This window comes from Actinopolymorpha sp. B11F2, from assembly GCF_040195635.1.
GTDB lineage: Bacteria > Actinomycetota > Actinomycetes > Propionibacteriales > Actinopolymorphaceae > Thermasporomyces.
The window spans coordinates 173,073-185,804 of the sequence record NZ_JBEFTX010000008.1 but is presented as its reverse complement, the minus strand read 5'-3'; the positions used below and the strand labels follow the sequence as shown (position 1 = coordinate 185,804).

Annotated in this window: 10 protein-coding genes and 1 pseudogene; 7 read left to right on the top strand and 4 right to left on the bottom strand. The window is 68.9% G+C overall.

The window, feature by feature from the left end; all coding sequences use genetic code 11:
* Positions 1-60: 60 nt before the first annotated feature.
* Positions 61-711 carry a GNAT family N-acetyltransferase gene (locus ABN034_RS16765; protein WP_349691935.1) on the bottom strand — a complete coding sequence of 217 codons (651 nt, stop codon included), beginning with the start codon at positions 709-711 and terminating at the stop codon, positions 61-63.
* Positions 708-1,148 carry a hypothetical protein gene (locus tag ABN034_RS16760; protein WP_349691934.1) on the bottom strand — a complete coding sequence of 147 codons (441 nt, stop codon included), beginning with the start codon at positions 1,146-1,148 and terminating at the stop codon, positions 708-710. Before ABN034_RS16760 ends, ABN034_RS16765 begins: the two co-directional genes overlap by 4 nt.
* Positions 1,149-1,394: 246 nt before the next feature.
* On the opposite strand from ABN034_RS16760, the gene ABN034_RS16755 reads away from it, so the two are divergent.
* The 7 genes and pseudogenes from ABN034_RS16755 (at position 1,395) to ABN034_RS16730 (ending at position 8,958) form a co-directional block, all read left to right on the top strand.
* Positions 1,395-1,688, top strand: coding sequence for a hypothetical protein (locus ABN034_RS16755; protein WP_349691933.1), 294 nt, complete (start codon positions 1,395-1,397; stop codon positions 1,686-1,688).
* 57 nt (positions 1,689-1,745) lie between these two features.
* Positions 1,746-2,015 (top strand): annotated as a pseudogene (locus tag ABN034_RS34460) (YidC/Oxa1 family membrane protein insertase); the annotation flags it as partial.
* Positions 2,016-2,085: 70 nt separating this feature from the next.
* A complete protein-coding gene (locus ABN034_RS16750) occupies positions 2,086-2,472 on the top strand; it encodes a hypothetical protein (RefSeq protein ID WP_349691932.1) in 387 nt (128 codons plus the stop codon).
* 104 nt (positions 2,473-2,576) lie between these two features.
* Entirely contained in the window at positions 2,577-5,033 is a 2,457-nt protein-coding gene (locus ABN034_RS16745; protein WP_349691931.1) for a DNA gyrase/topoisomerase IV subunit A, read from the top strand.
* A 224-nt stretch (positions 5,034-5,257) separates the two neighbouring features.
* Positions 5,258-6,388: an FG-GAP repeat domain-containing protein gene (locus ABN034_RS16740; protein WP_349691930.1), complete on the top strand. Its 1,131-nt coding sequence runs from the start codon at positions 5,258-5,260 to the stop codon at positions 6,386-6,388.
* Positions 6,389-6,462: 74 nt separating this feature from the next.
* Positions 6,463-7,164, top strand: a complete 702-nt coding sequence (locus ABN034_RS16735; protein ID WP_349691929.1) for an LppX_LprAFG lipoprotein — start codon at positions 6,463-6,465, stop codon at positions 7,162-7,164.
* A gap of 45 nt (positions 7,165-7,209) precedes the next feature.
* On the top strand, positions 7,210-8,958 hold the full coding sequence (locus tag ABN034_RS16730; RefSeq protein ID WP_349691928.1) for an MFS transporter: 1,749 nt from the start codon (positions 7,210-7,212) through the stop codon (positions 8,956-8,958).
* On the opposite strand, the gene ABN034_RS16725 is transcribed toward ABN034_RS16730, so the two are convergent.
* Both ABN034_RS16725 and ABN034_RS16720 read right to left on the bottom strand, forming a co-directional pair.
* A complete protein-coding gene (locus ABN034_RS16725) occupies positions 8,897-10,267 on the bottom strand; it encodes an APC family permease (protein WP_349691927.1) in 1,371 nt (456 codons plus the stop codon). The genes ABN034_RS16730 and ABN034_RS16725 overlap by 62 nt on opposite strands.
* Before the next feature lie 112 nt (positions 10,268-10,379).
* On the bottom strand, positions 10,380-12,473 hold the full coding sequence (locus tag ABN034_RS16720) for a DNA gyrase/topoisomerase IV subunit B (protein ID WP_349329159.1): 2,094 nt from the start codon (positions 12,471-12,473) through the stop codon (positions 10,380-10,382).
* Positions 12,474-12,732: the final 259 nt, after the last annotated feature.

Sequence of the window (12,732 nt, the reverse complement as noted above, 5' to 3'; positions counted from 1 at the left end):
TCACCAATCCCCCGGTCACCAATCCCCCGGTCACCAATCCCCCGGTCACCAATCCCCTGGTCACCGCGCAGGAGTCAGCAGTGCCTCCGAGCCGACCGGTCGGTAGCCCGCAGCCAGTAGGGCACGGACGGACGCGGCGTTGCCGGGCGTCACCTGCGCCCACACGGCAACGGCGTCGCTTCCGACCAGGTGCCGTGCCGACATGGCCAGGGCGCGGCCGAGTCCACGGCCCCGATGGGCCGGATCGACCTCGAACGCCGCCTCCCAGCGACCGGCCAGGCCACGCCCCAGGATGAGGACACCGCCCTCGACGCTCCACACGCGTACGTCGTCGCGGTACCGGAGGGCCCTTCGTACGCGCGGATGGTCGGTGTCATCGAGCCTCTCCAACGGCAGCGGCGGTTCACCGCCGAGAGGGGTCGCCAGGGTCACCATGTCGATCGCGTTGATCCTGCGGTCGAGCCGTGCGCACAGAGCGGCGAGGAACGGCGGGCTGAGCGGCGCCGACAGGTCACCGGCAGGGACCAATGAGTCCACCCAGTCGTGGTCGACGTCGGCGGCCACGACGATGTGCGCGGTGAACCCCACGACCGCGCTGGTATGTGACGACGGCGGAGGAACGACGTGGAGGGACCCATCCGCGGGCGGCAGCCTCCCCGCCTCCACGTTGGCGAAGACCCGCGCCAGCGTGCGGACCCTGTGTCCGCTCATCGCCCAGCCTCTGTGCGCGCGTCGTCCGCAGCTCCCGTGACGCTGATGACCAGCATCTGGTCCGCGCACCGTTGGAACTTGTAGGGCACCCGTCGCAGTTCGGTCCGGTGGCCACCAGCGTGCAACTGCTCGCGGAGGACCGGGAGGAACGCCACCGGTTCACGACGTGCGCGATCGCCGTACCAACCCCACTCGAAGCGGTCGGCATGCGCCTCGATGATCCGGTCGCCGTCGAGTCGTCCCGCCGTCGCGTCGGCCACCAACACGTGGCACTCCTTGGCGTAGGCGGGATCGGCGGCGACCACGAACGTCGCGGTCTCCGCGACGAAGCTCGACCCACCCGCGCAACAGTCAAGGATCGTTGCGTGTACGAGCTCCTCCGATGTCAGGTCGAACATCGCGGCGTACTCCGCCGCCGATCGAGACGTCACCAGCATCGCGTCCACCTTCCACCAACCGTCGGCTCACCTCGGGCCGCGCCTCCGAAGGGCCCGGTAGGCACGGCTGGCTCCTCCGGATCATCCTTGCCTACGCGACTTACACCGACCTCGGCCTCGGCCCGGCGGACCCGGCGCTCCTGCCGGCGCTCTGGCGATCGGGCTCACGCCGGCTCAGGCGTACCAGGAGATCACGAGTCGCCCGATCCGATCCTCGGGGAGTGCCGCCCTCCGTATGCTGGCAGCATGATCTGGTCGCTCGTCGCCGTGCTCACGAGCATCGGCATGAGCGATGTGCTGACGCTCGCCGTGCCCGGCGCTGGCCCCTGGCCGGTTGCCGCCACGGTCGCGGCTCTCCTCGCCGTGATCGCCGTCGGGCGCTACGCCTGCCGACGGTTGCATGGCGCGGCCTCAGGACTGGCGCCGGCGTTCTCCACCCGGCGTAAGCACACCGACACTGTCCGGCCGGTCCGGACCAGGACCGAGGTACGCGGACGGCCCCGCCCAAGGGCGCCGTCGACGGCCCCGACCGCCGCGTAGGTGCGGCGGCGCTGCCGCCCGTCCGCGATCATCCCTCTGCTGGAAGGTCCCTCCACCATGCTCGCTGTCCTCGACCCTGCCGTCGCGCTCGCCCACCAGATCGTCACCGGCCTCACGTCGGTCCTCGCTCCCGTCCTCGGTGACCCGGCCGCACTGGTCGCCATCACCGCTTTCACGGTGCTCGTCCGCATGTGCCTGGTCCCGTTGAGCTACGCCGCAGCGCGAGGTACGCAGGCCAGGGCCGCCCTCGCTCCCCAGCTGCGCGCTCTCCAGCGACGCCACCGGGACGATCCCGTACGCCTGCACCGGGAGACGACCGCTCTCTACCGTTCGCACGGGGATCAGGCCGCTCGCCGGAATCCTCCCCGCTCTCGCCCAGGTACCCCTGTTCGCCGTCATGTACCGGCTCTGCTCCGCGCCCACCGTGGGTGGGCAGGTCAATGCGCTGCTGACCCACACCGTGTTCGGCGTACCTCTCGGCGGGTCGCTCGCCACGGCAGGTGGGGTGACAGCGGGGCTCCTCCCGGTTGCGCTGGTCTACTGCGCCCTCTTCGCGCTGCTCGCGGGGGTCGCGTGGTGGTCGTCCCGGCTCACCCGGCGTACCCTCCCCGAGGAGACTCCGGCGCTGGCGGCCAGGCTCGCTCCCCTGCTGCCGTACGCCACGCTGGTCGTCGCCGCCTTCGTCCCACTCGCGGCCGGCGTCCACCTGCTGGTCAGCACCGCGTGGAGCACGCTGGAGCGGACGGCCTTCGCTGCTCGCCCTGTCCGGCCGGCATCCAGCTGAGGCACCACCGCGCGTCGCTCAGCCGGGCTGTGGGCGGAGGATGCCACTATTCGTAGGAGCCCTACTGGTTCTTCTCACCCGGACCCGAGGAGTGCACAACCGCTATGGCCCGCCGCAAGAGTTCGATGGTGCAGCCGGACGACTTCGAGGAGCAGATCGCCGACATCGACGTCGGCGACGAGATGCGCAAGAGCTTCCTCGAGTACGCCTACTCGGTGATCTACCTCCGGGCGTTGCCCGACGCCCGCGACGGACTCAAGCCCGTACAGCGCCGAATTCTCTACACCATGTCCGACATGGGGCTGCGTCCTGACCGCGCGCACGTGAAGAGCGCCCGCGTCGTCGGCGAGGTCATGGGAAAGCTGCACCCGCATGGTGACCTGGCCATCTACGACGCACTCGTCCGGATGGCCCAGAGCTGGGCGTTCCGGGTCCCGCTGGTCGACGGGCACGGCAATTTTGGATCTTTGGACGACGGTCCGGCAGCGATGCGCTACACGGAGTGTCGGATGGCAGGGCCGGCTCTTGCCATGACGGAGTCCCTCGACGAGGACGTCGTCGACTGGGTGCCCAACTACGACAGCCGCGAGACCCAACCCGGCGTGCTGCCGGCTGCGCTGCCCAACCTGCTCGTCAACGGCGCCACCGGGATCGCCGTCGGTATGGCCACCAACATGGCGCCGCACAACCTCATCGAGGTCGTCCAGGCGCTTCGGCACCTCATCAAGAAGCCGAACGCCAGCCTCGACGATCTGATGCGGTTCATCCCCGGACCCGACCTGCCGACCGGCGGCAAGATCGTCGGCCTGGCCGGGATCCGGGACGCGTACGAAACCGGACGCGGTGCGTTCAAGATGCGCGCCACCGCCCGGGTCGAGAACGTCACTCCACGGCGTAAGGGAATCGTCGTCACCGAACTCCCCTACAACGTCGGCGTCGAACGCATCATGGAACGCATCAAGGCCCTCGTGCAGAGCAAGAAGCTCCAGGGCATCGCCGATCTCAAGGACCTCACCGACCGCCAGCACGGGCTGCAACTCGTCATCGAGATCAAGAACGGCTTCCATCCCGAGGCGATCCTCGAGCAGCTCTACAAGCTCACGCCGATGGAGGATTCGTTCAACATCAACAACGTCGCGCTGGTCGAGGGGCAGCCACGCACGCTGGGGTTGAAGGAGCTGCTGGAGGTCTACCTTCACCACCGCTACGACGTGACCCGCCGACGCACGCAGTTCCGGCTCACGAAGGCCTCGGACCGCCTGCACCTCGTCGAGGGTCTGTTGATCGCGATCATCGACATCGACGAGGTCATCCAGATCGTTCGGGGCAGTGACGACGCGGCGGCCGCGAAGGAACGCCTGATCGCGGTGTTCGACCTGTCCGACGCGCAGGCGCAGTACATCCTCGACATGCAGTTGCGGCGGCTCACGAAGTTCTCCCGGATCGAGCTGGAGAAGGAGAAGTCGGAGCTGGAGAAGGAGATCGGCGAGCTCACCGCGATCCTCGAAGACGAACGCCTGCTCAAGCGGCTCGTGTCCGGTGAGCTGGCCGACGTGGCGAAGGCGTATGGAACGGAGCGGCGTACCGTCCTGCTCGAGTCGTCCGGTCAGGCGGTCACCAGCACCGTGCCTCTAGAGGTGGCCGACGACCCGTGCTGGGCACTGCTCTCGTCCACGGGACTGCTCGCGCGGGCGGCCGGGCCAGATCCGCTACCGACCGAGGGCGCGCGAGCCAAGCACGACGTGGTGATCTCGGCCGTGCGCGCCACCGCCCGCGGCCAGGTCGGGCTGGTCACCAGCCGCGGCCGGCTGATCCGGCTCGGCGTCCTCGACATGCCGGCCCTCCCGCCGACGGCCAACTCGCCCAACCTCCAGGGTGGTGCGCCGCTCAGTGAGTTCGTCTCCCTGGAGTCCGGCGAACGGCCACTGTGCTTGACGACGTTCGATCCCGACTCTGCCGGCCTCGCCCTGGGAACGAAGGACGGCGTGGTCAAACGCGTCCAGCCCGACCACCTCACCAACCGGGACAGTTGGGAGATCATCGCGCTCAAGGACGGCGACGAGATCGTCGGGGCGACTGAGCTCGGTACCGGTGACGAGGACCTGGTCTTCGTCACCAGCGATACGCAGCTGCTGCGGTTCTCTGCATCCGTCGTACGCCCGCAGGGACGGACGGCCGGCGGGATGGCAGGGATCCGGCTCGGAGCGAAGGCGCGGGTGGTCTTCTTCGGCGCCCTACCGTCAGGCAAGGCCGCGGTCCGGGATGCGGTGGTGGTCACCGTCGCCGGCTCGCTGTCGGCCCTGCCCGGCACGGATGCGGGCACGGTGAAGGTCACGCCGTACTCCGAGTACCCCGCGAAGGGCCGAGCCACCGGTGGCGTCCGCTGCCACCGACTACTCAAGGGCGAAGACGCGCTGTTGCTCGCGTGGGCAGGCGTCGGGCCGGCCCGGGCGGCGGCGGCGAGTGGCGCGGTCATCGACCTGCCGGAGGCGACAGGCAAGCGGGACGGTTCGGGGGTGGCGGCCAGCCAGCCGATCGCCGCCGTCGCCGGACCGCTCTAGTAGTTCCGGCCTCACGAGGTCCCATCGTCGACGGTGGGATCATCGAGCAGAGCTCGTCGCGTGCCCCGGCTGTTGCGTCCCGGAGGATCGATGGCATGTCTCGGTTGATCGCGCTGGTTCTGGCAACCGTGCTGGTGGTGTGTGTCGGGTGCACCTTGGTTGAGCGGTCACCTTCACCGAGTGCGAAACCTGTGTCGCCCCCCGTTAGTGGGCCGAGCGAAGTCGTGCGGTTGGACTCCACCGAACGCTGTCGTGCGCTGGCTGTCGACGGTGAGTGTGGCTTGCAGAAGAAGGTGCGGGTTGATGGTCAGGACGTCGTACTGACTGCCTTTCAGAGGGGCGAGGGCGGGGGTCCGGTCGACGTTCCCGTGCTGAACGACGCGTTGCTGGAGAAGCTCGCGGAGCGCTTCGGCTTGGAGGCGTGTGGGATCGACTGCGGGCTCTTCCTCGGTGACTTCGGGATCGGCAACTTCGACGGTGACACGCATGCCGATCTCGCGGTGGCGTTCGAGGCGTTTCACCCCGACATGTCTGATGACCGCCTGGGCGCGGGGATTGCCGTGATGTCGGGTGGGCGGAACGGGTTGCAGCCGGGCTCTGTCGCGTTGGTCGAGGCTGGGGGGCAACAGCTGGGAGACGCGCTCGAGGCCTATGAGTCGTTGTGGGGTGTAGCAGCCGGGGACGTCGACGGTGACGGAGCGGACGACCTCGCCCTTGGCGTCATCGCGCTCGACCCCGAGTTTGTGCGCGCGATCGTGCTCTACGAATCGCCTGACGGGCTGGGCCAGAGCCGCCGGGCTCAGACCTGGCAGCCCGGTCATAACGAGGGCGACTATGGGGCCCCGGTCGCCTTCGGTGACTTCGACAGCGACGGCTACTCCGACCTGGTGATCGGGTCCCCGCACAACGAGAGCGTGGGCGTGATCTACGGCTCCAGGAACGGCTTGACGGAAGTCCGGACGCAGGAGTGGTCGAAGGACAGCCCCGGTATGCCGCGGGCGGGCGAGCCGGGGGTCGGACTGGGTAACGTGCTGGCCGTCGGTGACTTCAATGGCGACGGGGCTGACGATCTTGCGACGGCCGGCAGGTTCGTCCCGGAGAACGTCCTGGTCCTCTACGGCGGGGTGGCGTCGGGGAGTTGGCTCGCATTGGGCAGTGCGGGCCTTACCGCTCGACGGCTCCAGTTGTGGACTCCGGACGCGGGTGGGCTCCCGACCGGTGTGCAGGCTGACGACGGTGCACTCTCGGTCGGATGGTTCGGGGGAAGCGACCACCTCGACCTTGCCGTCGTCAATCGCCGTTACGGAGAACGCACGGTCTTGCTCGGATCACCGGACGGACTCGTGACGAACTAGCGGAGTGATGCGCCACAGGCGTACCCCACCTGGTCATTTGTGGCGCGGCTCGGCGGTCATGGCAGGCTATGCGGGTGCGTCGACGTGTCGGCATCCTCCTCGCCCTTGTTGCGTGGACGGCGTCCACCGTCCTGGTCGGCTGCGCCGAGGATCCCCCGGCGAACCCGCGGTCCACTCTCGTCGAGGCCAAGCGCCAACTCGACACGACCAGGACGGTGCATTTCCGGGTGACCAGTGCCGGCCTCCCCGAGGCTGGTGCTGTGCTCGTCGGCGGCGATGGCGTCGCCAAGCGACCGGCCGCGTTCGCCGGGCGCTTCCGCGTCGCCACCGGTGGTGTCGCGCTCACCCTCCAGGTCGTCTCGCTTGACGGCACGTTGTACGCCCAGATCCCGTTCACCGAACGCTTCGCCGCCACCGACCCGGACCGCCTCGGCATCGCCGACCCTGCGCTGATGCTCGATCCGGGACAGGGTTTGTCGTCGTTCCTGACCGATGCGAAACGGGTCAGGCATGTCGGACGAGCCCGTTCCGGGCGCGAGGTCGTCACCCAGGTCAGCGCCCGCCTCCCCGCGAAGGTCGTCGGCCGGTTGCTGGTCGTGGCCGACCCCCGGGCGACGTTCGAGACGAACTTCTTCGTCGCCGAGGACACCGGGCAGCTGCGCAAGGCGACGTTCCGTGGGCCGTTCTACGGCAAGAAGAGCACGACCACCTACACCGTCGTACTCGACCGCTACGGCGAGCCGGCGACCATCACCAAGCCCCACAAGGGCGCCTGACGAGTGCCTGGCACACCTGACACCCACGGGAGGGTTCCGGGCCGCATGGGGTCCCGCTCGCACCTGGCCCTCGGCTGCGTCGCGGTCCTCCTTGCGGCCGCCGACACCTACGTCGTCGTCCTCGCGTTGCCGGACATCATGGTCGGGGTCGGCCTCGACGTCGACGAGCTGCAACGGGCCACACCGGTCATCTCCGGCTTCCTCCTCGGTTATGTGGCGATGCTGCCGCTGATCGGCCGACTCTCCGACCTGTTCGGTCGTACGCCTGTGCTGGTCGCGGCGGTGCTGCTCTTCGCCCTGGGGTCACTGCTCACCGCGGCGTCGTACGACCTCGGCATCGTCGTCACCGGGCGGTTCCTGCAAGGGGTGGGCGGCGGCGGACTCGTGCCGGCGACACTCGCCCTGGTCGCCGACCTCTGGCCTCCCGAACGCCGCGGCCTCCCTCTCGGTGTCGTCGGGGCGGTGCAGGAGCTCGGAAGCGTCATCGGCCCGCTCTACGGCGCCGTGATCCTGCTCGTCGCCGACTGGCGGATGATCTTCTGGATCAACCTCGGCTGCGGGCTGTTCCTGGCGCTGGGATTCCGGCGCACGACCACCACGGCGCCGGCGCGCCCGCCTCGTGACCTGCCGGGCATCCTGCTCGGGCTGCTCGCACTGACCGCGCTCACGCTCACCCTCACCGCACCAGGGCGCCTGGTCACGGACGTGACGCTCGGGCTGGCGTTCCTCCCGTTCGCCGGCGAGTCAAGACTCGCCACGCCCATCGGGATCGCGACCCTCGTGCTGTCGGGCCTCTTCCTCGCCCGTCAGGCCACGGCCGACCGTCCGCTGCTGAGCCTTCGGCGGCTTCCCGCGGTCGTCGTGGCCGCCGACTTCCCGGGGGCGCTCCTGCTGGGCCTTGCGCTGGGTGGAGTGGTCCTCGCGTTCGCCGTCGCGGATCCGGCGACGGAGGTCCTCTCCCCGGCCGGACCGTGGTTGCTCGGAGCGGCGGCGCTGTGTGTAATGGCGTTCACCTGGCGTCAGCGTCGCGCCACGAACCCGATCGTGCCTCGCGACACTCTCGCCGCACCTGCCGCGTGGGGTGCACTGGTCGTCAGCTTCTTCACTGGCGCGGCGCTCATCGCCGCACTCGTCGACGTGCCGATCTTCGCCCGGGCCACCCGCTATCCGGACTCGCAGTTCGGTGCCGCGCTCGTACTGTTGCGCTTCCTCGCCGCGCTGCCGGTCGGTGCCCTCGTCGGTGGCTGGCTCACGCGCCGGCTCCCGCCGGCCCTGCTCACCGCCGCCGGCATGGCGATGAGCGCGGGCGCGTTCGTCGCGATGGCCACGTGGCGGCAGGACGCCCTCGACAGCGCATGGAGCGACGTCGCCCTTGTCGTGGGCGGGCTCGGATTCGGACTCGCGATCGCGCCGGTCAACGCCGCCTTGCTCGCCGCGACCCGAGCCGAGACCCACGGGGTCGCGAGCGCCCTGCTGGTCGTCGCACGGATGGTCGGCATGCTGGTGGGACTGTCCGCGCTGACGGCCGTGGGCTTGCGGCGGTTCTTCGCCGAGCAGGCGCGGATCCCTTCGCCAGAAGCGCTGTGCCCGGACACTCCCGCACAGTGTCCCGCGTACGCCGACGCGCTCCGCGAAGCGGCACTCGTCCAGCTCCACACGATCTTCGCCGGAGCCGCCTGCTGTGCGGCGGTCGCGGGCGTGGTCGCGATCCTCACCCTGCGGCGCACCGGCCTCAGACGCGGGGCTCCTCACCACTCGCCCGCGAAGCCATGGCCCGCTGCACCAGCCAGTTGACCACCCACAACACGAGTCCGATGACGAGCAGGACGCCGGCGATCAGGTACTGCTGAGGGTCGCGACCGGACCACGGCGTGGCCAGATAGAAGCAACTGATGATGCCCAGCACCGGAAAGACGGTTGGGGCGCGGTAGTGCTCGTGCTCCACCCGGTCCTTGCGCAGGACGAGCACGGCGGCGTTGACGAGGGTGAAGACGCACAGCAACAGCAGCGCCGTCGTACCGCCGAGGTCGCTGACGCCACCCCAGCTGGCCAGTCCGATGGCGAGCACCGACGTGAAGAAGATCGCGACCCACGGAGTACGCCGGAACGGATGCACGGTCCCCAGGACCGACGGCACGATCTGCTCCCGCGACATGCCGTAGACCAGTCGCGACGCCATCATCATGTTGATCAGCGCGGAGTTGGTCACGGCGAAGAGTGCGATCAGCGAGAACAGCCACAGCGGGAACCAGGTCGCACCCGCCCGGACGACTTCGAGCAGTGGGCCGGTCGACTCGCCCAGCACGCCGAGCGGCACCAGCGCGGTGGCGAAGAACGCGACCAGCATGTAGATGATCCCGGTGAGGGTGATGCCCAGGAACAGCGCGCGAGGGAAGGTCCGCTGTGGGTCGGTGGTCTCCTCGGCCATGTTGACCGAGTCCTCGAAACCCACCAGAGCGAAGAATGCCAGCGCGGCACCGCTGACCACGAGCCCGAACGCCGTGCCCTCGGTGTTGAACTCCAGCGCGTTTCCGGCATCACCGACGCCGCGGCTCAGCGCGAGCGTACCGATCACGATGATGAGGATGAGCCCGGACAGCTCGACGCAGGTGAGGAAGACGTTGAACTTCACCGACTCCGAAACACCGCGGAAGTTGATCAGGGCAAGGACGATGAGGAACCCGATCGCCACGGGAAGCGTCGGTACCGACCAGAACTCCTGCAGGTAGTCGCCACCGAACGCCCGTGACGCCGCGCCCGCCGAGGTGAGCCCGGAGCACATGACGGCAAATGCCACCATGAAGGTGAGGAAGTGGATCCCGAACGCACGTTGGGTGTAGAGCGCGGCGCCGGCGGCCTTGGGGTATTTGCCGACCAGCTCGACATAGGACGTCGCGGTGAACATCGCGACGACGAACGACAGCCCGAACGACATCCACGCGGCGCCGCCGACCTCGCCGGCGACAGTGCCCGTCAGCGCGTAGATGCCGGTGCCGAGGATGTCGCCGATGACGAAGTAGAGCAGCAGTTTGGGACCGATGACCCGGCGAAGCTCAGGCTGCGCGGCTGGTTCGGTCGCCGCCGTCCCGGTGGACTCAGACACCCGCCATTTCCCCCTTAGCGCCGGTGAATCGTGATCGAGATCATCCGCTCAAGCACCGTACCGGCTCACGGGTGGTCGCTCAACGACGCGGAGGGATTGCGTCGGGGAAGGATCAGGTGTCGATCCGCGCCTCGTCGAGGTCGCGCGCACTGGCAACGAGGAACTCCCGGCGGGGCGCCACGTCGTTACCCATGAGGAGTTCGAAGACCCGCTCGGCCTCCTCCGCCCCCGCGGCCGTGAGTCGCCTGAGTGTGCGCCGGCGCGGATCCATCGTGGTCTCGGCCAGCTGGCCGGCATCCATCTCACCGAGGCCCTTGTAACGCTGCGGCGGCTCCTTGTGCCTGACACCACGCTTGTCGAGCTGGACCCGGGTGCGGTGGTACTCCGCGTCGGAGTAGGTGTAGAGGTACTTGTCCTGGCCCTTCTTGGGGTTGACCAGCTCGATCCGGTGCAGTGGCGGTACGGCGGTGAAGACGCGCCCGGCCTCGACGAGCGGCCGCATGTAGCGCCAGAACAACGTCGCCAGCAGGCAGCGGATGTGGGCGCCGTCGGAGTCCGCGTCGGCCATGAAGACGATCTTGCCGTAGCGCGCGCTGTCGATGTCGAACGTACGACCCGAACCTGCTCCGACCACCTGGATGATTGCCGCGCACTCGACGTTCTTCAGCATGTCGGAGACCGAAGCCTTCTGGACATTGAGGATCTTGCCGCGGATCGGCAGCAACGCCTGGAACTCGGAGTTGCGGGCGAGCTTGGCGGTGCCGAGCGCGGAGTCTCCCTCGACGATGAACAGCTCGCTGCGGTCGACGTCGGAGGACCGACAGTCGGCGAGCTTCGCCGGCAGGGCCGAGGACTCCAGGGCGTTCTTGCGCCGTTGTGCGTCACGGTGCTGGCGCGCCGCGACGCGCGCACGGGCCGCCGCGACGACCTTCTCCAGTGCGGCGCGGGCCTGTGCCTTCTGGCCCCGCTTGCTGGAGGTCAGGAACGCGTCGAGTTCCTTCTTGACGACGTTGGACACGATCCGCGTGGCCGCCGGGGTGCCGAGGATCTCCTTGGTCTGGCCCTCGAACTGCGGCTCGGCCAGGCGTACGGCCACGACGGCCGTGAGACCTTCGAGTATGTCGTCCTTGGTGACGTCGGGTTCGTTGGTACGTAGGAGCCGCGAACCGCGCAACACGTCGTTGACGGTGCGGGTCAGCGCCCGCTCGAAGCCCTGCAGGTGCGTACCGCCCTTGGTGGTGGCGATGACGTTGACGAACGAACGGATCTCGGTCTCGTAGCCGGTCCCCCAGCGGACGGCGACGTCGACCCCGAGGTCGCGCTCCACCTCCTGAGGGCTGAGGTGGCCCTTGTCGTCGAGCACCTGCACCGTCTCGGTGAAGTGGCCTTCGCCCTGTAGCCGGATGACACCGGTGACGGCCTCGTCGGGGGCGAGGAACTCCGTGTACTCGGCGATGCCGCCGTCATGGCGGAAGCTCTCCTCCCGCGGACCGCCGTCGTCAGCGCCGACCCGCTCGTCGCGGACGACCACCTCGAGCCCGGGAACCAGGAACGAGGTCTGACGCGCGCGGGTCACCAACTCGTCGAAGGCGAACACCGCATCCTTGGTGAAGATCTGCCGGTCCGGCCAGAACCGCACCCGGGTGCCGGTCGTGCCCTTCTTGACCCTGCCGACCTTCGAGAGTCCCGATCCCTTGCTGAACGACGTCTTGGGTCCCTCGGCGGAGAAGGACCCCGGCACGCCGCGGCGGAAGCTCATCGCCCAGGTCGCGGGCGCCCGGTCGACCTCGACGTCGAGGCGTTCGGACAGGGCGTTGATCACCGAGGCGCCGACACCGTGCAGGCCGCCGGAGGCGGTGTAGGAGATGCCGCCGAACTTGCCGCCGGCGTGCAACCGGGTGAAGACCACCTCGACGCCGGAGAGCTTCGTCCGCGGCTCGATGTCGACGGGGATGCCGCGCCCGTTGTCACGAACCTCTGCCGAGCCGTCGGGGTGCAGGATGACCTCGATCCGGCTGCACGCGCCCGCGAGCGCCTCGTCCACCGCGTTGTCGATCGGCTCCCACAGGCACTGCATGAGCCCGCGGGTGTCGGTGGAACCGATGTACATGCCTGGCCGTTTGCGTACGGCCTCCAGGCCCTCGAGCACCGTGAGGTGGCGCGCGGTGTAGCCAGAGTGATCGAGGTCCGCCGGCCGAGTGGACAAGGACCGCTCCTCTCCGTGGTCTCATCACTACGTCTCGTAGAGGTTGCCGTCTGGGAGACCGTTCCTGGGCTGTTGAGCGCTCTCAGGCTACCGACCTGCGGGGACAGGCCAGGACTCCCACGCCGAGCCGGAAGGAGGGAGTGACGTTGGCCACATCGGCAAGCGCCATACGACCACATCCGGCCGCCAAGGGTCCCTTTTTGCGCGGAGCGCGGAACGTATTCGGGCTCTTCGGAGTGGCGCGGACCGCCCGGCGGGG